This window comes from Vibrio sp. SCSIO 43140 (assembly GCF_023716585.1).
GTDB classification, from domain to species: domain Bacteria; phylum Pseudomonadota; class Gammaproteobacteria; order Enterobacterales; family Vibrionaceae; genus Vibrio; species Vibrio maritimus_B.
Window position 1 is genome coordinate 773,370 of the sequence record NZ_CP071851.1, and the last position, 19,208, is coordinate 792,577.

General features: G+C 45.8%; 15 protein-coding genes. 11 read left to right on the forward strand and 4 right to left on the reverse strand.

Going from position 1 to position 19,208, the window contains the following annotated elements; genetic code table 11:
* The first annotated feature begins 12 nt into the window (after positions 1-12).
* From J4N45_RS21975 to J4N45_RS22015, 9 genes are all read left to right on the forward strand, one after another.
* Entirely contained in the window at positions 13-867 is an 855-nt protein-coding gene (locus tag J4N45_RS21975) for a mechanosensitive ion channel family protein (RefSeq protein WP_234496905.1), read from the forward strand.
* 127 nt (positions 868-994) lie between these two features.
* Positions 995-2,128 (forward strand): efflux RND transporter periplasmic adaptor subunit, encoded by a 1,134-nt coding sequence (locus J4N45_RS21980; protein ID WP_234496904.1) that lies wholly within the window; start codon positions 995-997, stop codon positions 2,126-2,128.
* A 3-nt stretch (positions 2,129-2,131) separates the two neighbouring features.
* Positions 2,132-5,287, forward strand: coding sequence for an efflux RND transporter permease subunit (locus J4N45_RS21985; protein WP_234496903.1), 3,156 nt, complete (start codon positions 2,132-2,134; stop codon positions 5,285-5,287).
* 316 nt (positions 5,288-5,603) lie between these two features.
* A complete protein-coding gene (locus tag J4N45_RS21990; RefSeq protein ID WP_252016995.1) occupies positions 5,604-6,308 on the forward strand; it encodes a response regulator in 705 nt (234 codons plus the stop codon).
* A gap of 11 nt (positions 6,309-6,319) precedes the next feature.
* The gene (locus J4N45_RS21995; RefSeq protein ID WP_252016996.1) at positions 6,320-7,612 is read left to right on the forward strand and encodes an ATP-binding protein; all 1,293 of its coding nucleotides are present in this window, start codon (positions 6,320-6,322) and stop codon (positions 7,610-7,612) included.
* A gap of 121 nt (positions 7,613-7,733) precedes the next feature.
* Positions 7,734-8,882, forward strand: a complete 1,149-nt coding sequence (locus J4N45_RS22000) for an exonuclease SbcCD subunit D (RefSeq protein ID WP_252016998.1) — start codon at positions 7,734-7,736, stop codon at positions 8,880-8,882.
* A 5-nt stretch (positions 8,883-8,887) separates the two neighbouring features.
* Complete coding sequence (locus tag J4N45_RS22005; RefSeq protein WP_252017000.1) at positions 8,888-11,932, forward strand: AAA family ATPase; 3,045 nt, start codon at positions 8,888-8,890, stop codon at positions 11,930-11,932.
* 13 nt (positions 11,933-11,945) lie between these two features.
* Positions 11,946-12,257 carry a N(4)-acetylcytidine aminohydrolase gene (gene yqfB / locus J4N45_RS22010; protein ID WP_252017001.1) on the forward strand — a complete coding sequence of 104 codons (312 nt, stop codon included), beginning with the start codon at positions 11,946-11,948 and terminating at the stop codon, positions 12,255-12,257.
* A 4-nt stretch (positions 12,258-12,261) separates the two neighbouring features.
* Positions 12,262-12,744 carry a 2-thiouracil desulfurase family protein gene (locus tag J4N45_RS22015; RefSeq protein ID WP_252017003.1) on the forward strand — a complete coding sequence of 161 codons (483 nt, stop codon included), beginning with the start codon at positions 12,262-12,264 and terminating at the stop codon, positions 12,742-12,744.
* 51 nt (positions 12,745-12,795) lie between these two features.
* On the opposite strand, the gene J4N45_RS22020 is transcribed toward J4N45_RS22015, so the two are convergent.
* On the reverse strand, positions 12,796-13,746 hold the full coding sequence (locus J4N45_RS22020; protein ID WP_252017005.1) for an ADP-ribosylglycohydrolase family protein: 951 nt from the start codon (positions 13,744-13,746) through the stop codon (positions 12,796-12,798).
* Positions 13,747-13,895: 149 nt separating this feature from the next.
* On the opposite strand from J4N45_RS22020, the gene J4N45_RS22025 reads away from it, so the two are divergent.
* Positions 13,896-15,164, forward strand: a complete 1,269-nt coding sequence (locus J4N45_RS22025; RefSeq protein WP_252017007.1) for an O-acetylhomoserine aminocarboxypropyltransferase/cysteine synthase family protein — start codon at positions 13,896-13,898, stop codon at positions 15,162-15,164.
* A gap of 57 nt (positions 15,165-15,221) precedes the next feature.
* On the opposite strand, the gene J4N45_RS22030 is transcribed toward J4N45_RS22025, so the two are convergent.
* From J4N45_RS22030 to J4N45_RS22040, 3 genes are all read right to left on the reverse strand, one after another.
* Positions 15,222-16,241, reverse strand: coding sequence for an OmpA family protein (locus J4N45_RS22030; protein WP_252017009.1), 1,020 nt, complete (start codon positions 16,239-16,241; stop codon positions 15,222-15,224).
* A gap of 144 nt (positions 16,242-16,385) precedes the next feature.
* Complete coding sequence (locus tag J4N45_RS22035) at positions 16,386-17,216, reverse strand: LysR family transcriptional regulator (protein ID WP_252017011.1); 831 nt, start codon at positions 17,214-17,216, stop codon at positions 16,386-16,388.
* A 106-nt stretch (positions 17,217-17,322) separates the two neighbouring features.
* The gene (locus tag J4N45_RS22040) at positions 17,323-17,715 is read right to left on the reverse strand and encodes a glycine zipper family protein (protein WP_252017013.1); all 393 of its coding nucleotides are present in this window, start codon (positions 17,713-17,715) and stop codon (positions 17,323-17,325) included.
* A gap of 505 nt (positions 17,716-18,220) precedes the next feature.
* On the opposite strand from J4N45_RS22040, the gene J4N45_RS22045 reads away from it, so the two are divergent.
* A complete protein-coding gene (locus J4N45_RS22045) occupies positions 18,221-19,207 on the forward strand; it encodes a cytochrome-c peroxidase (RefSeq protein WP_252017014.1) in 987 nt (328 codons plus the stop codon).
* Position 19,208 lies beyond the last annotated feature (1 nt).

A 19,208-nucleotide genomic window follows, 5' to 3' on the forward strand; every position in this document is an offset into this window, starting at 1 on the left:
CAGTAGGCGACCATGGAAGACGTTCAAAAAATCATCACATTTTTGGCAGAAAACAAACTGCTGTTGAGCGTCTTGGTTGTCACTCTCATACTCGTAATACGCCGCATAACCCTGTCAGGAATACGGGGAGATGTGGCGTTTTTGTCTGAGGACCAGCGTAAATGGATGTCGCGCACCAAAAATGGCTCGTTTGCCATTATCGTAGTGACCTTATTCTTGGTCTGGAAGTCAGAAATTAGCGAGTTTGCGCTCTCGGTGACAGCGATTGCTGTGGCTATTGTGGTAGCTTCCAAAGAAATTATTCTGTGTTTCACGGGATCGATTCAGCGCGCGAGCTCTCGGTCTTTTCGTATCGGTGATTGGATTGAAGTTGGTAAGACGAGTGGAGAAGTCATCGAACACAATTTGATGGCGACCGTGATACAAGAGATCGATCTTTATCATGGTCAATACCATTTCACAGGAAAAACCATAACTCTACCTAACAGCATGTTTTTTACCTATCCGGTAAAGAATCTCAACTTTATGAAGCGCTATGTTTACCATGGCTTCTCTATCATAGTTCCAGGGTTTAAAAACCTATTCCCATTGCTACCTGAACTGACGGCTAAAATAGAGCACCATAGTGAGAGCTTTATCGATGTTGCTAGACGTTATAACGGCGTCATAGAAAAACATGCCGGTGTGGACCTACCGGGCTCAGAGCCACATATTCATATCTCAAGTGGCGCGACGGGCGAGCAAATCGTCCATGTCATGATTTTTTGCCCAACAGAACTCGCCACGCACCTAGAGCAAGAAATTCGTTCTGATTTTATGACATTACATGATCTCGCGTTCCCGCCGGAAAGTGAAAAAGCGTCGTAAAAACAGCTTGTTATATTTTGAAACACTTTCGTAGTAACTATTAATACTTCTCGGACATTCATCGGACTTGTGATTTGTTAGTCTGCCAAAGCTTGTTCCAATTTCAGAAGATAAATAGGGTGTTTCAATGCCTAGAAAAATACTAGTTGCTAGCGTTATCTCTGCACTGTTCTTAGCAGGTTGCGGTGAATCAACAACAGCGACGCAAAACGCGCCAGCACCTCTTGTGCAGACTACTGCCGTAGAGGTCGTCCCACATCAACAAAGCAAGTCTTACATTGGACGTATGGACGCGGTAGAAGATACTGCCATTACCGCTCAGGTAACGGGCTACTTGATGGAACGTCATTTCCAAGAAGGTCAAATTGTCGAAAAAGGTCAAGAGTTATACACCATTGAACCTTCTTCTTTCGAAGCTCAGGTAGCTAGCGCGAAAGCGATGGTATCCGAAGCTGAAGCGGCTCTTAAAAAAGCTGAGCTTGATTTTGAGCGTGGCAAAAACCTCGTTAAATCCAACAATATATCTCAAGCTGAATTCGATGCATTAACGGCAACGTTAATGAGCGCTCGAGCGCAACTTGAAGCCGGTAAAGCTCAGCTAAAAGTGGCTGAAGTGAACCTCTCTTATACCACCATTCGCGCACCATTCACGGGTCGTATTTCCGACAGTAAAGTCAGTACTGGTGATCTGCTTTCTCCTTCTTCAGGTGTGTTGACGACGCTGGTGAGTATGGATCCTATCTATGCATCGTTCAGTATCAGTGAGCGTGAGCGTCTTGCATTGGGTATGGATGCCATCGAAGGAGACGGCTCTGACGAGTCTAATGGTGTTGCGGTGAATATCATTCTAGAAGATGGCCGAGTGTTTGATCAGCAAGGCAAGATCGACTTCTTGGGTAACCGTATCAACCTAAACACGGGTACATTGGCGATGCGTGCCATTGTTGAAAACCCAGAGCAGCGCTTACTTCCGGGTCAGCACGTTCGTGTTGAATTGATGGAAAAAGAAGCGATTGACGTCGTGACAGTTCCACGCCGTGCGGTTCAGACCGACCTTGAAGGCGATTTCGTTATGGTTGTAACGGAAGGGAACGTTGCTGAGCGTCGCAATGTTGTACTTGGTACTCAAGTTGAAACTGGCATCATCATCCAATCAGGACTGAAACCGACTGATGTTGTCATCACTCAAGGCTTACAGCGTGTAAGGAATGGCGTGCCTGTTCGAATCGATGAGTCGAAGCCAGCAGATCAAGGTGCGTAATAGATGCTAAGTCGTTTCTTTATTCAAAGGCCAAAGTTTGCTTTGGTCATTTCAATCATACTCACGCTAGCAGGTGCCATCTCTTTGATGGTGTTGCCTGTTGCTGAGTATCCAAAAATCAGTCCGCCATCGGTCAGTGTCACAGCATTCTACACAGGTGCAAGTGCAGAGGTAGTAGAGGAGGCGATAGCCGATCCGATAGAAACCTCGGTGAACGGTGTTGAAGATATGATTTACATGTCTTCAAAGAGTGCAAACGATGGTTCATATAACCTCAATGTGACGTTTGACATCGGTACCGACCCTGATATGGCTCAGGTTAACGTACAGAACCGAGTGTCGCAGATTGAATCGAAACTGCCTCAAGAAGTTCGTATGGTTGGTGTCACGGTGAAAAAACGTTCTCCTGACCTACTGATGGTATTGAACTTCTACTCGCCAGACGGTCGTTATGATGACAAGTTCCTGATTAACTACATCAACCTGAACGTTAAGGACCAGCTTGCTCGCGTTAAGGGCATCAGTGAAGTTAACGTAATCGGTGGTGGTGAGTATGCAATGCGTGTTTGGCTAGACCCAGACAAGCTTGCCAACCTAAAGATGACTACCTCTGACGTTTATGCAGCGCTGGCTGAACAAAACGTGCAGGTCGCAGCAGGTCGAGTGGGCGCAGCACCTTACGCTAACCCGCAAGAAGTGCAGTTCAACCTAGTAACCAAAGGTCGTCTAGAGTCTATTGGTGAGTTTGAGAACGTCGTTCTGCGTGCAAACCCGGATGGCTCAACGGTTTACCTTAAAGACGTCGCTCGTGTCGAACTTGGTAAGAAGTTCTACGATGGTAGTGGTCAGTTCCGTGGTGAAGACGCTTCTATCGTGGCGCTAAACCTTCAATCGGATGCAAACGCACTAGAAAGTGGCAAGGCGGTGATGGACCTTCTTGAGCGCTTGAGTGTGAACTTCCCTGAGGGTATGGCATACGAGACCAGTTACGATACGACCGTGTTTGTTGCTGAGTCGATCAAAGGGGTAGTTAAGACCCTAATCGAAGCGATCATTCTGGTTATTGCGGTAACGTACCTATTCCTTGGTAGTGCTCGTGCGACGCTTATTCCGGTTGTTGCGATTCCAGTATCGTTAATCGGTACCTTTGCTGTGATGAACATGACAGGCTTTACCGTAAACACGGTGACGCTGTTTGGTATCATCCTAGCGATTGGTATCGTGGTGGATGACGCGATTCTTGTTATCGAGAACGTTGATACCATCATGAAACGCAACCCAGATATGTCACCGAGAAAAGCGACGTTAATCGCGATGAAAGAGGTGACAGGGCCAATCATTACCTCGACATTGGTACTACTTGCGGTATTCATTCCGGTAACGTTGCTGCCTGGTATTACCGGCATTATGTATCGTCAGTTTGCTCTGACTATCTGTATTTCGGTAGTTATCTCTTCGATCAACGCACTGACGCTGTCGCCAGCACTCTGTTCGTTGGTACTGAAGAAGGGTGGTGGCAATACGGCTCGCTGGTTCCAAACGTTTAACCGCGCACTAGAGCGTATTACACTGCGCTACGGTCAAGTTGCTGGTTTCCTAGTGAAGAAGGCAGTACTGCTGGTTACCTTCTTTATTATTGCGGTTGGCGCAGTAACCTTCCTTGCGAAAAACACCTCTACGGCGTTTGTACCGCAGGAAGATAAAGGTATCTTGCTGGTTAACGTTCAGCTACCAGATTCAGCTTCTTTGTCTCGTACCACAGAAACAACCGATAAGTTGGTTAACTTGGTTGAGCAAGAGCCTGGTATCGATGGTATCACTGTGGCGAATGGCTATGCGTTTATGACTGGCGCGGCAGCATCGAATGGTGCATCGCTGTTCATCAAGCTAAAAGACTGGGATACCCGTAATGGTTTTGAAGGGGACCACTCTTCGAACGCTATTGCAGCGCGTATTAACGGTATGGCTGCTCAGCAAATTCCGGGCGCGGTTGTGTTTGCAATGGGTCCTCCAGCAGTTCCTGGTATGGGTGCGGCGTCTGGTTTTGAATTTGTGTTGGAAGATACACTGGGTCGAAGCCGAACGGATCTCGCGATGGTTATGCAGGATGTGATTCAAACTGCGAACCAACAGCCAGAGATCGCTTATACCTTTAGTACTTTCCGTGCCAATGTTCCGCACTATTATGTGGACATTGACCGTGAGAAAGCGCAGCAATTGGGTATCCCGCTATCGTCGATATTCCAAACGCTACAGGGTAACTTAGGTTCGTTGTACGTGAATGACTTCACCATGTTTGGTAAGAACTTCCGCGTGACGATGCAAGCCGATGCTGAATACCGTAGTGGTATGGACGATCTTCAACTATTCCACGTTCGCTCATCTAAAGGTGAGATGATCCCGCTAAGCACGCTAGTGTCTTACGAGCAGGTCTTTGAACCAGATGTAGCATGGCGTTACAACATGTACCGCAGTGCGGTAATCCAGGGTCAACCAGCACCGGGTTACTCAAGTGGTGATGCGATCGCTGCAATGGAACGTGTGGCTGCAGAAGTACTTCCAATGGGTTACCAGTACGAATGGACAGGTATGGCTTATCAAGAAATCCTAGCAGGTAACCAAGCAATCTATGCGTTTGCGCTTGCTCTGATCTTTATCTACCTATTCATGGTTGCTCAGTATGAGAGTTGGGGTATCCCCCTTGCCATCATACTCGTGGTGCCGGTGGCGACACTAGGCTCGTTTATAGCGTTGAACCTAGCGGGTATTCCGCTGAACTTGTACGCTCAGATAGGTCTCGTCCTACTCATAGCGATGGCGGCGAAGAACGCGATTCTTATCGTGGAGTTCGCCAAAATTGAACGTGAAGAGAAAGATGTTCCAGTTGATGATGCGGCAGTTCGCGGTGGTATGTTGCGTTTCCGTGCGGTAAACATGACCTCTTGGTCGTTTATCCTAGGCATGATTCCACTGATCTTTGCATCGGGTGCAGGTCACATCAGTCAAAACTCACTAGGTATCTCCCTAGTTGGTGGTCTATTGTGTGTGCTATTGGCAGGTACGTTCCTTATCCCTGGCTTCTATGCGCTTATCCAGCATCGCCGTGAAAAGATCCATGGTGGAAACACTAAACTGGTGCCACTAGAAGACGATGAGTAATTAACATAGAACTCATTAAAAAGCCCCTCCTTTGAGGGGCTTTTTGTTTTGTAATCGACTGTCAAGGTGTCCTGACAATTCTCTACATTATCAACAGAATCAGTTAATCAAGCCTTTTTAACCATCATCGTTGATTGAACGATTAATAGCCAGTTTTTAAGTGACTGTAAAATAAAGCTAATCTCTTGTTTGTTAGTGATTTGTAACGGGATTCTCAATAAGAATACACCTACAAAACTAGAATAACTGAGGTTTGTAGTATTCTGTAAATTTATGTATCTTTGCGGCAAATTCGATAGATGTAGTGGATTGAACGATGGTAAATCAAAAACTGTTAATCGTGGAAGATGATGAAAAGCTAAACGCGATGCTTGGTGACTACTTTAAAACGCAAGGTTTTGAAGTAAAAACAGTTCATGAAGGAAACGAGTCAGTGGAACTTATTGAATCGTTTCAACCAGACGTAACAATCCTCGATTTAATGCTTCCAGGCCAAGACGGTCTATCGATCTGCCGCGAAGTGCGTGACAGCTACAACGGCAAAATCTTGATGCTTACCGCGAGCGATGACGATTTTGACCACGTTGCCGCATTGGAGACCGGGGCAGATGATTTTGTCTCTAAACCTATTAAACCACGAGTATTGCTCGCCAGAGTGAGAAACTTACTTCGTCGTCCGACGGACGAAGGCCTAGCCACTGAGTCGAATACGATTCAAATCGGTCGCTTAAAGATTTGCCAAAGTAGCCGTAGCTGTCACCTTGCGGAGAGCGCAGTCTCGCTTACGGATAGTGAGTTTGATTTGTTGTGGCTACTAGCTAAATCTGCAGGAGACGTGCTATCGCGTGATTACCTTACGCGCCAGCTGCGCGGTATCGACTACGATGGTATTGACCGCACGATCGATAACCGTATTGTAACGCTCCGTAAAAAGTTATTTGACGACGCGACCAACCCCAAAGGCATTATTACCGTTCGTGGTAAAGGCTATTTGTTCGTCGCTGACGGCTGGAAAGCGTAAGGTTCGTTACTGTGTGGCGCCTGTTTCTTGAGTCACTCATTGGTCTTATCTTACTGTTCGCAGCGAGTATTTTTGGCTATGAGTACGTTATTTACGGTAAAACTGACGTTGATCTTGTAGACGCTAACCTAAGGGTAGAAGCGTTTAGAGACATCATGAATCATGTCTCGACCAATGAGAGTGATGAGAAAGCAATTGAACTGCTCACCTCTTTTGCTGAAAAGACGCATCGACTTCTCGATGCTCATTCAGTTGAGCAACTTCCTGAAGAAGTTGCAGAACACTTTGATCAAAACCCGGGTATTCATTTTCTGCTCGATGACCATGATCATCTATGGCTCAAGTTTGATAACAATCCAAACTACTTCCATATGTCTGATGATCCAGACTCAGAGCTATTAAAAGCTATTGAATTTGCGAATGATTCTGTGTGGCTATTCTTTTTGGCAGGATTCGTCGCATTTAGCTTTGTTCTTATCTGGTTCTTAAGCCGTCGATTGCGGGTTTTAGAGAAGACTGCCATCGAATTTGCGAGTGGAAACTTTGAGGCTAGAGCATCGGAAAAGCAGTGGGTGAGGCTAGGTCGACTTAATCGAACCTTTAATCGTATGGCGACAAAAATCGCTAATCTCATGGTGAGTAACAAGGCGCTCACGAATGCCGTTGCTCATGAGCTGCGCACACCGATCTTTAGAATTCAGTGGCAAAGCGAAGTGCTGATGGAGCAAATCACCGACCCTGATGCGAAAAAACAACTCGCAAGTATCATTGAAGATACCGAAGAGATGGAACATCTGGTTGATGAGCTCTTGTACTATGCACGAGTAGAGCGACCAGACGCAGCTTTGGATGTCGAAAGTATCGATATTGCCGCTTGGTTACTTGAGCATCAAGACAAATGGCAAAATCAACTTGGTCAGAGTTTTGAGTTACAGGTCGATGCGCAAGACATCATAGTCGATATGGACAGATTCCTCGTCTGTCGCGCGTTGGTGAATCTGATTAGTAATGCTAAGCGTTACAAGCAGAACAAGATCCTTGTGAAACTCACTGAAGATGATGATCAAGTCGCGATTGAAGTCCATGATGACGGCATTGGTGTTGACCCAGAGCACTGGGAGCGTCTGTTTGACCCTTTCTATCGCGTCGACAAAGCACGAGATCGCGCTTCAGGTGGTTATGGGCTTGGGCTTGCTATCGTAAAGCATATTATGCTCCGCCATAGTGGCGATGTAGAAGTCAGCCATAGTGAGTTAGGCGGCGCTTGCTTCACCTTAGTTCTGCCAAAAGAGCCATCAAACTAGGCGCATAGTTTGCGCTCTCATTCACCTCAATGTTTGACCAACCTCTAGCATGTTTGCAGACGTCACCACGCGTCCAGTGATATACTGCATGCTAAGGTTGGACCATAACAAATTGAACTGAATGAAATTTATCCACACTTCCGATTGGCACCTCGGTCGTCAGTTTCACAACGTGTCTCTACTCGATGACCAGAAACACGTCCTCGAACAAATTAAACACTACTTGGCTACGAATGATATTGATGCACTGCTTATTGCAGGGGATGTCTACGATCGCTCTGTACCGCCAACGTCTGCCATTGAAGTTTTGGATGAGTTTTTGAATCACGTGGTTCAAGAGCTTGCTATCCCTGTCATCATGATCTCTGGAAATCATGACGGGGCCAAAAGACTTGGGTTCGGTTCAAAACAGTTTGGCCAAGCGGGTCTGCATATCATTAGCTCATTAGAACAAATCACCACCCCGATAGAAATCACCGATAAGCAAGGTCATTCAGTGTATTTCTATGGTTTACCTTATGCCGATCCTGAGCAAGTACGCCATCACTACAAAGTCTCGGTCAGTAATCACGATGAAGCCCACCAACATATGGCTGAACAGTTAAATGCAGTGGTGGATTATTCAAAGCAAAATGTCCTACTGAGCCACTGCTTTATAGATGGAGCGCAGACGTGTGAATCTGAGCGTACGCTTTCAATTGGTGGCGCTGATCGAGTCAGTTATGAGCACTTTAAGCAGTTCGATTATGTCGCTCTGGGTCATTTACATCAGGCGCAAAAGCGTGGAGCAGAGCACATACGATATTCCGGCTCGATAATGAAATATTCCTTCTCTGAGCAGTTTCACAACAAAGGTATGACCTTGGTTGAGCTTTCTCCTGGTCAAACTGAGCCTGTGATATCAACCGTACCTCTTACTGCACCTCACGATATGCGTATTATCGAAGGTGACCTCCTCGACCTTATTGAGCAGGGTAAGCAAGACCCAAATGCAGATGACTATCTGTTAGTCAGGCTGACGGACAAACACGCGATCCTAGACCCAATGGCGAAGCTTCGCGAGGTGTATCCCAATGTTCTTCATTTAGAGAAGCCTGGCATGCTGATTGGCGTAGAGACCGAAATGGGGCAAGCGAGGCTAGGGCGCTCAGAGATCGATATGTTCCAAGACTTCTTCCTTGAGGTTCAGGGTGATGCAATGACAGAAGATCAAACCGACATGGTCTCGGATGTATTACAGTCACTGCGTAAACAGACAGAGGAGCAGTAAGTAGAATGAAACCGATTAAACTGACTCTGCAAGCCTTTGGCCCATTTTCTGGTGTCGAACAGATAGATTTTCGCTCTTTGGGTGAGTCACCACTATTTCTTATCAACGGTCCGACGGGTTCAGGAAAGAGCTCGATTCTAGATGCTATTTGTTACGCCCTGTATGGCGAAACGACGGGCAGTGAGCGCACCGGTGACCAGATGCGTTGTGATTACGCAGATGCCAAGCTGTTGACGACGATTACCTTTGAGTTTGAACTCGCTAACGTGCGTTACCAAATCACTCGTAGTCCAGACCAAGAAGTACCCAAGCAGCGCGGTGAGGGGATGACCAAGAAGTCTCACTCTGCCGAGTTGATTAACCTCGATACCGATACGCTGATTGCCAGTAAGCCTAAACAGGTCGCTACAGAAGTCCAAACCCTTATTGGGCTAGATGTTAAGCAGTTCCGTCAAGTAATGGTGATTCCACAAGGCAAATTTCGAGAGCTGTTAACTGCTAGCTCTAAAGAGCGCGAGTCTATTTTTGGTCAGCTATTTCAAACCCAGATCTATACCACCATAGAGCGTGTTTTGTTTGAACGTGCTGCGGGCATTCGCAAAGCTAAAGAAGAGTTTGATAATCAGATAAAAGGTGCTTTAGATGTCGCCTCAATTGAGTCAGAACAGCACCTGATTCAGGTTTTAGCAGAGCTGACGCCGATTATTGAAAAATCCGAAGCAGAGCTTAAACAAGCAGAAACGGCGAGAGCTAATGCTCAACAAACCTTAGACGCTGCTCTGCAGATTGAGCAAAAGTTCACAGCTAAGGCGGAGCTAGAGCAAGCTCAAACTAGGCATAATCAAAGATCGGATGAGATTCAACAAGCGACACTTCAGCTCAATGCACATAAATCTGCTTTAGCAATTCAGAGCAGCTACGATAGCAGCGTGCGACTTGGCAAAGAGGTGTCGGTACTATCTGATCGTATCAAGAATGGCCTTACTAAGATTTCAGAAGCTAAAGCTGAGAAAACGAAGGCGACTGCGACTTTTGAACACGCTCACCAAGCAAATGAAGGGATGAAAGCTTCACACCAAGAGCTGTTTGAGCTTAAAGCCCTAATCGGTCGATTGAAAGAACTCGATGAGAAAAAAATCGAGCTCACTAATGCGAGTCAACAAGTCCAATCCTTGACGGCAAATCAAGCTGCTCTGAGCGATCAATTAAAGCTGATTACTCAGCAAGAAGAGGAGCTGAATGGCTCTCTTACTCGTGCTCAAAAAGAAAAAGCTCAGTTAAATGAACTAACCCTTGCACTCGATCTTGAAACCAAGAAGCAGCAGTCGCTACTCAGCCTTTCAAGTATCGAAGCCTCTCTGCAGGAAGGTCTAAAACAGAAAGCAATACTCATGTCATCGCTCTCTGCGCAGGAGACCGAGGTTAAACAAGTGCAACAAACGAGGACAGAAGCGGAAATACAGTGGCATACAGGTCAGGCAGCTTTACTTGCTGCGAGCTTAGAAACCGGCTCGCCTTGCCCCGTGTGTGGTAGTTTGGACCATCCTAAAGTTGCCGAGTCAGTAGAAAAGGCTGTGACGCTTGATCAAGTCAATGCGTTAAGAGACCAAGAAGCTCGCTCGAGCCAAGCACTCACCGTATACATGCAAAAGCAGACAGAGCTAGAAAGTCAACTAGCTTCGCTATCGGAAAGAAAACAGGACACACTGCGCTCACTTGGTATTGAGTCCACCGAGTTGCCACGCTTTGCTGAAACCGTGAATAGAAATATTGCTGAGCTTACGAGCCAAATAGCGAAACTCCAAGCTATCGACCTCGATAGCCTGGAGCGTCAGTTGAAGCAATCCTCAGATAAACGTGTGCAGCTACAGGCTAAATTTGAACAACAGGCCATATTAATTACCGATGCTACTAACGTGATGCAACACTTACAAGGTGTCGTAAGTTCGCTAACGCAAAGTAATAACACGGGCTTTGATAACGCCCAAGCCGTGGTGGCGCGTCAGCAAGTGTTAGAGTCAGATATTGCTCAAAAAGCTAAGGCACTTGAACAATCCCAAGAGTCTTTGAAACAAGCGAGCGAAATGCTAGCTAAGTTCGAATCACATCTTGAGACCTTACAAAAAGACCTCGATGAACGCGAAAAAGAACGAATTAACGCTCAAAGCCATTGGCAATCGCAATTATCCAGCAGTCCATTTACTGATGAGAACGCGTTCCTGAACGCGAAGTTAGTTGATGCTCAGGCTGAAGAGCTTAGCCAACGTATAGAGCAATATCAGCACGACGGCATTCGTATCAAAGAGCAGTTAAATCTTATCTCTGCTCAGATAGGCGAGCAGACTCTGCCCGATGTAGAGCAGTTAAAGCTTGTTAAGTCGCAAATGGAGGAGACGTATCAGTCTGCACTCAAGCAGTTCCAAATGCACCAGTCTCAGTTCAATAACCTTACTCAAGTGCGCAAGCGTATTGATGCGCTACGTGAGCAAAATGAAGAGCTCGATAAACAATATCAAGTAGTAGGGACACTGAGCGATGTAGCGAATGGTCGCACGGGCAACAAAATCAGCCTGCACCGCTTCGTACTCGGCGTATTGCTTGATGATGTGCTGATTCAGGCGTCACAGCGTTTAAGACTGATGAGTAAAGGTCGCTACGATTTAAAACGCAAAGAAGCCCGAACGAAAGGTAACGCAGGCTCAGGTCTCGATCTCATTGTCGAGGATGCCTACACGGGTAAATGGCGCGACGTAGCGACGCTATCGGGTGGTGAGTCGTTTATGGCTGCGTTGTCCTTGGCATTGGGCCTCTCTGATGTCGTTCAGTCATACAGCGGCGGCATTCGCCTCGATACGCTATTTATCGATGAAGGTTTTGGTAGTTTAGACCCGGAATCTTTAGATCTTGCAGTTCAAACACTCGTCGAGCTACAACAATCAGGCCGCACGATAGGGATTATTTCTCACGTGTCGGAGCTGAAAGAACAAATGTCGCTTCGCTTGGATGTCCATGCATCTCGAGTAGGCAGCACCGTTAGTTTGGTCAATTAGGAGACAGAACACAATGCGTGACCAAATCACTTTTTTCGAACGCTTTGAAGCCGATATCATGTCGGGTAAAAAGACAATCACCATCCGCGATAAGTCAGAAATCGACTTTGCGCTTAACCGCACTATACCTGTTGCCACGTTTGAGGATGGTAGGGTGTTCGGTAGCCTCAAGATCCTGTCGATTACACCAATATCGTTTGACGATATTAACGAAACGCATGCTCTTCAAGAAAACATGACGCTTCCTCAGCTGCGAGAGGTGATTCGCGAAATTTATCCGGGAGAAGATGAGTTGTACGTGATTGAGTTTGTTGTTGCGGAGTAAATCGTTGAAAAAGATACTTGTCAGCGCCTGCTTGTTAGGAAACAAAGTAAGATACAACGGCAGTTGTTTATCAATTTCCGAGTCTGATCTTAAGTGGTTGAACGCCAACTTCGAACTAGTCGCTATCTGTCCTGAAGTTTCGTCAGGTTTAACAACGCCAAGGGCCCCTGCAGAAATCATCGGTGGAGAGGGGAACGATGTAATTGGAGGCTCAGCGAGCGTTGTTGGAAATGATGGTATTGACGTTACAAATCAATTTTTAGTCGGTGCAAGGAATGCACTGGAAATCTGCCATCAACAGAATATTAAGTACGCGATTCTCGCTGAAGCGAGTCCGTCATGTGGTAGTTCAAATATTTATGATGGGAGCTTTCAAGGGATCAAAGTTGATGGCTCTGGCGTGACAGCCGCTTTGTTAGAAGCCAACGAAGTCAGAGTCTTCAGCCAGCATTCGATTTCTATGCTGCGTGAGCTCTTACACAAATAACTAAGCTCAGGGGAGTTCAATCCCCTGAGTGTTCTCGTAGAATCGAGGTGACTAGCTAAACACCAGTCTCTGGCACGCTAGCAACGATTTTGGTAACGATACTTTCAATTCCCAGTCACGCGGAATGTCTTCGTCTGTTCCCTGATAGCACGCGGCTAACACCGCGCCGAGTATAATCGCACGGCCGCAACTATCTCCACCACACAGTATGTTCTCCCGAATCGATGCTTCGTAGCTAGTGGCATTGAGAAGAAGATGAGCGGTCACCGCTAATGAGGCCTCAAGCCCACAGTGCATCCCTAGTTCCTGTGCCACTTCATTTGATGGTTTCAGAATTCGCTCTTCGGCTGCTTGTATCGCCTTATCTGAGACTTTAGAAATCCCTTTAGCGCTTTTCACGCACTCAGCGGGCGTTTTCCCTGCTATCGCTTGCCGTATCATCATTGCAGAAGCTAGAGCATAATCGACGGCATTGTCATTGTTGTTAGTGACTCTAACAGCGGACTCGACAAGGTCATTAAGTGTTTCGTCGCTGTGATGAATTGCCAAAAGTGCGGGTAGCTTTGATATGGCAGGGTTTTGAGTATCATCAGCGCCCACTTGATTAAGTGGTTCTTCTTGAGCTTCTAGGGCATGAATATTGAGTATGGTGAGTTTAGTGGGCTTATCTATGTAGCCGCACCATTTTCCACCAAGATCAAACCAATCACGAAATGCTCGAATATAACTAGCTTCTTCGTATTTGCCATGCACTGCTAGAGCATCCAACATTGCGATCAGTTGGGCGCCGTACTGAGAGTAATCCCCAGGTTTTTTGCCATGATGTGCATAGTAGCCTTTGTCTATATAGTCCTTCTCGTTAGCAGCATGAAACTCTGGAGTGCCGTTGGATAAGGTCTTGATGGCGACTTGGTCATAAAGCCAATGAAAGCCCATTGACGCGGCATCGGCAACCAACGCACCGATAACGGAATTTAAAGCTCGATTGTTTTCGCTATTCATCTCGTGTCCATACATCACATTAGTGGTCCTAGTCTCTGTTATTGTAGGCGGTTTGGGGTAGACTTTTTTGGGGCTAACGCAAAAATTTACTTTGTGATTGAAGTGGCTTGCGCCTAAACCATTTGGACTACTACGTGAAAGGAATAACGATGAAAGACGAAACTCTATCAATACATCACGGTTACGAAACGGATCCAACAACCAAGTCGGTAGCAACACCTATCTACCAAACGGTTGCTTATGAGTTCGATAGTGCCCAGCACGGTGCGGACCTTTTCAATCTAGAAGTACCTGGCAACATCTACACTCGAATCATGAATCCTACTAACGATGTGCTTGAGCAGAGAATGGCGGCGTTAGAAGGTGGGATTGCGGGTTTAGTGGTAAGCGCAGGTAGTGCCGCGATTAACTATGCGATTTTGACGTTAGCGGAAGCGGGTGACAACATTGTATCCACACCACAACTTTATGGTGGTACATATACCTTGTTTGCACACATGCTGCCTAAGCAGGGCATTCAGGTAAAGTTTGCTAAAGATGATAGCCCGGAATCGATCGCTGAGCTGATCGATGAAAACACGAAAGCGGTGTACTGTGAATCTATTGGTAACCCAGCAGGTAATATTGTTGATATTGAGGGCATTTCAACGCTCGCTCACCAAGCAGGTGTGCCGGTCATTGTGGACAACACAGTCGCGACTCCTGTGCTATGTAAACCCATCGAGTTTGGTGCGGATATTGTAGTCCACTCGCTTACTAAATACGTAGGCGGCCATGGTACATCCCTTGGAGGAGTTATTATCGATTCTGGCAAATTCCCTTGGGATCAACACAAAGATCGTTTCCCAGTCTTTAACCAGCCAGAGCCTTCTTATCACGGTGTTGTCTACACCGAAGCATTTGGTCCTGCAGCGTTTATTGGTCGTGCTCGAACCGTGCCACTGCGCAACACAGGCTCTGCGCTATCACCAATGAACTCTTTCATGTTGTTACAAGGCTTAGAAACCCTGTCACTGCGAATGGAGCGCCATACTGAGAACGCCATTAAAGTTGCTGAGTTCTTGCAAAATCATGAGAAGGTAAGCTGGGTGTCTTACGCTGGACTCGAAAGCTCTAAGTACTATGAGCTAGCAGGTAAGTATATGAAGGGTAAGCCTTCTGCAATTCTCTCTTTTGGTCTTAAAGATGGATACGAAGCGGGTGTCAGGTTCTACGACGCGCTGCAGATATTCAAACGCTTGGTAAACATTGGGGATGCCAAATCACTGGCTTGCCACCCAGCATCGACAACTCACCGTCAGATGAGTGAAAGCGAACAGCTAGAAGCCGGTGTGAGACCTGAAATGATCCGACTGTCTGTCGGGATTGAACATATTGATGATATTTTGGCTGACCTAGAACAGGCGCTCAAAGCCTAGTTTATTCAAATAAAAAAGCGGGTCCAATCGGACCCGCTTTTAGATGATTACTGGAGATTACTGAGTTTTTTCCATCATCTCTTCAACTGTGTACTCAAACTCCGGTACCGTGATTTCTACACGACGGTTTTGAGCTCGGCCTTCAGATGTAGCGTTGTCTGCAACTGGGTTGGCTTCGCCCATACCACTTACTGACATTCTTGAGCGATCAATACCTTGAGCCTCTAAGTAAGACGCAATAGATTCGGCACGCTCTTCAGAAATACGTTGGTTTACTTCTTCAGGACCAGATGAATCTGTGTAACCGACAATAGTCACTGTCGCTTCTGGATGCTCTTTCATTAGTGCGATGAGAGGATCAAAATCAGCTTTCTTCTCTTCGTCTAGCTCTGTGCTATTAAATGCGAAGGTCTCTTGACCAGACACTTGCTCAAATGTTTTGGTCATAACCACAGCTTCTACTACTGGTGGCTCTTCAGCCGGTGCTTGAGTTACTGCAGCAGCGGTCGCCGCGGCAGCAGCTGCAGCTGCATTACCAAATGAGTAAGATACACCCAGCCAGAATGTATCAACGTCAGTATTAAACCAATCGTCTTTAACATCGTTGATACGTTGGTATTCAAGACGACCGGACCATGCCGTTGCAAAATCGTATTCAACACCAACGCCCCCCATTAGAGCAGTAGCGTTACGATCGCCATAAGTAGTGTATGCCGCACCAATCTTACCAAATACAGACCAGTCCTCAGTAAACGGATAAGCAAATTTAGGAGCGAGCGTTAATGCGCTCATGTTCGCGTCTTGGCGATAACCAGTGCTACCTTCGATAAACGATGTTTTATAGCTACCTAGCCAATCGTAAGCGAATTCTAACGCGATATAATCATTCCAATCATAACCAGCGAAGAAACCTGCACTGAAGCCACTATCAGTACATTCTGCGCCAGAAATGTTACAGGCGTCGGAGAGCTGCGAACCCCCTAAACGACCACCCAAGTAGAAACCTTCATCGGCCAAGACGGGTACTGCTGCCGTCATGGCACCTATTATTGATGCTGCTACCACTGTTTTTCTCATAATGACGTCCTTTTTATCGTTAACGATGCGATTCGATACATCAATGATAAAAATAGGTTAGCTTTTCGCCATTTTCAAAAATAAACAAATAAGTTTCATATACTTTGCAGCTTTTTTGGTGGTTGACGAACGTTTTGTAGCTGGTTAGTTGTCAGAAATTGCTGATAGTCGTTCGTAGGAAAGTGGCCTATATCGCTTTAGAATTGGATCGATTATTGATATTAGCCACTGGATCTTGTGTTCATTCTTGCGAGTTGCTTTGGCTAGTATTGCTAAGTCTAGTTGTACAGGTGCACTTTCCGGATCTTCAGACATTTGGTAGCGGAGTGTGTAGCAGTCATCGAGTAACTGCGTCATCAAGGCATGGTTATCGACAAAGAGGGTAGCTTCTGCGTCGCTTTGGAGGAGTTTGTATAAGTTGAGATTTTCGTTTAAGTCATCGACTAAGTACTTTACAAACTCGCCTTGCTTGTTGCCATACAGTTCACCGGTGCCGGTATGCACGTATTTCTGATAAATGGATTGCGGCCTGTCTGTCAGCGCATGAACACCAATGTCAATTTGCTCGGTGAGAAGCAATGACTCGGACACCTTACTCCATTTTCTTAATTCTATAGGCGCGTTTGTGTGCCGACGTATGGTTTGGATTATCTCTTTGCCACATGAAATTAAGTAAGGCTCGATTAAATGTATTGTTACTTTATCGACAGCGCTAGGGGCGAATGTATCGGGCTTAAGAGCGTCTGTAATTTGGCTGATAGCATGCTTTAGCTTTGGCTCCAGTCCAATCGCATAACTTGTTGGAGTGAGTCCGCTTGCATCTCTTACGAACAAAGGATCATCGAGCTCTTCGCGCAGCTGGGCAAGCACTTTGGAGATATACGACTGCGATCTACCCAAAGCGACACCGGCTTTAGAGGTAGAGCCAGTCTCCATTAAAGTGAGAAATACGCGAAGGGCATTGAGATCGTTCATATACGTCGATATCCATTAAGTGAATGAAATTACTATAAACGTATATGAAGATTCAGGGTATCTCAATGCCTTGTATAGAATAGAAATGTAACTTTACTCGAACGAGTTAGTTTAATACGACATATCCACGATTGGTCATGCAGTTTTTGACAACACTTTGCTGGTCTTGCTTATATTGTTCTGCGTTATCTCTGTTGGCACGCCCGCGACCGAGAACGCCTGCTGCAAGACCCACAGCTGCGCCTTTCTTCGCACCCTCAGTACCTGAACCGCCAGCAATAGCCACCCCAGCTGAGCCAAGCGCTGCGCCTTTGGCTGCACCACTGATCGCACCACCGGAAGCTTGTTGCTTCTGCACTTGACCGGCCATCTCTTCACATTTGTGTAAGTCATAGACGTAGTCTTTCTCGTCAACACCTTCCATATCGACAATCACATTCGCAAAACTAGAGAATGAGGTGAGGCAGGTAAGTGCAACGGCGTAGACAGTTTTTTTCATAATCACGACTCCAATTGGTTTGCCACTATGGTAATCCAACGTAAAAAACCTTTTGGAATATCAATTATTACCAGAGGAATAACGGATGACCATTTTGTTGATAGGTGGGAGCTTGAAACCTCGTAAAACTGGGCATTTACAGTGTTAATTGACAAGAAAGAGCTGAGTTTGGTTATACTGCGAAGTGCCGTACGCTAATGCCTAACAAATTGATTTGAATCAATCGAATGCGTAAAGAATGTGTGAATGAATTGTACTAACAAAATCATTACTAACGACGTAGTCATTATATATTCAAGGGCTACAGGCTTGAATAGGTTTTAACATTCCTTTTTTCTATAAATCCAATCGAGTTTTTGCATTATATTTGTGATGTTCTGTTAATTATTATTTCCAAACCAAATGGATGGATTAAGTCGAATATTAAATTCGGCGTCAATATAACTATAAAATTTTATTAAATCTTGCATGCCAAATTGTTGTTGAATACACAAAAGGAAGTAGCATGAACAAAAATATTATTATATCAATGATGGTGGTTGTGTCTTGCAGTGCCTACGCTTCTCGCGAAAGCAGTGAGCCTATCAAAGTTATCGAGCCTGCTACAGGATTAGATAGCGCAAAGGTTGAGCTCGGTAAGACGCTATGGTTTGAACCTCGGCTTTCGGCTTCAAATACTATTTCATGTAATTCATGTCACAATGTGGCGAAGGGTGGGGTGGATAATTTACCTAGCTCAATTGGCCATAAATGGGCAGTAGGTGGAATTAACTCCCCAACGGTACTTAATTCCGATTTGAATTTTGTACAGTTTTGGAATGGACGCGCAAAAGACTTGCAAGAACAAGCAGCCGGACCAATTGAAAACCCAATTGAAATGGCTTTTTCTCATGACTTAGCTATTGGTACTTTAAAATCTATTCCGCAATATCGAGAATGGTTTAAAGAAGCATATGGAAAAGAAGACTTTACTATTACCGAAGTCACCGATGCTATTGCAACGTTTGAAAGAACACTTCGTACTCCCAATTCTGCTTTCGACCAATGGCTTAGGGGTGACGACAGTGCACTTAGCGCAGAACAAGTAGAAGGCTACGCGCTCTTCAAGCAGAAGGGCTGTACCTCTTGTCACAGTGGTCCATTGGCTGGTGGGCAGATGTATCAGAAGATGGGTTTGGTAAAGGCTTTTGAAACCGACAATACAGATATTGGTAGAGCCGCTATAACAGGTAATGACTTTGACAAGTATGTGTTCAAGGTGCCGACGCTGCGTAATATCGAACTCACCTATCCGTACTTCCATGATGGTTCTGTGTGGGATCTACAAGAAGCGGTAGAGGTGATGGCGGATATCCAACTGGGCATTCCAGTAACAAAACAAGAGGCGAAGAAAATCACCGCGTTTCTTCATTCTCTTACCGGAGAGCAGCCTGTAATCACATTGCCTCATTTGCCACCGTCGACTAATGAGACAGCAAGACCACAGATTTAAA

Coding starts and splice junctions, on each gene's coding strand:
- J4N45_RS21975 (WP_234496905.1), top strand. CDS start 13: ATGGAAGACGTTCAAAAAATCATCACATTTTTGGCAGAAAACAAACTG.
- J4N45_RS21980 (WP_234496904.1), top strand. CDS start 995: ATGCCTAGAAAAATACTAGTTGCTAGCGTTATCTCTGCACTGTTCTTA.
- J4N45_RS21985 (WP_234496903.1), top strand. CDS start 2,132: ATGCTAAGTCGTTTCTTTATTCAAAGGCCAAAGTTTGCTTTGGTCATT.
- J4N45_RS21990 (WP_252016995.1), top strand. CDS start 5,604: ATGGTAAATCAAAAACTGTTAATCGTGGAAGATGATGAAAAGCTAAAC.
- J4N45_RS22000 (WP_252016998.1), top strand. CDS start 7,734: ATGAAATTTATCCACACTTCCGATTGGCACCTCGGTCGTCAGTTTCAC.
- J4N45_RS22005 (WP_252017000.1), top strand. CDS start 8,888: ATGAAACCGATTAAACTGACTCTGCAAGCCTTTGGCCCATTTTCTGGT.
- yqfB (WP_252017001.1), top strand. CDS start 11,946: ATGCGTGACCAAATCACTTTTTTCGAACGCTTTGAAGCCGATATCATG.
- J4N45_RS22020 (WP_252017005.1), bottom strand. CDS start 13,746: ATGAATAGCGAAAACAATCGAGCTTTAAATTCCGTTATCGGTGCGTTG.
- J4N45_RS22025 (WP_252017007.1), top strand. CDS start 13,896: ATGAAAGACGAAACTCTATCAATACATCACGGTTACGAAACGGATCCA.
- J4N45_RS22030 (WP_252017009.1), bottom strand. CDS start 16,241: ATGAGAAAAACAGTGGTAGCAGCATCAATAATAGGTGCCATGACGGCA.
- J4N45_RS22035 (WP_252017011.1), bottom strand. CDS start 17,216: ATGAACGATCTCAATGCCCTTCGCGTATTTCTCACTTTAATGGAGACT.
- J4N45_RS22040 (WP_252017013.1), bottom strand. CDS start 17,715: ATGAAAAAAACTGTCTACGCCGTTGCACTTACCTGCCTCACCTCATTC.
- J4N45_RS22045 (WP_252017014.1), top strand. CDS start 18,221: ATGAACAAAAATATTATTATATCAATGATGGTGGTTGTGTCTTGCAGT.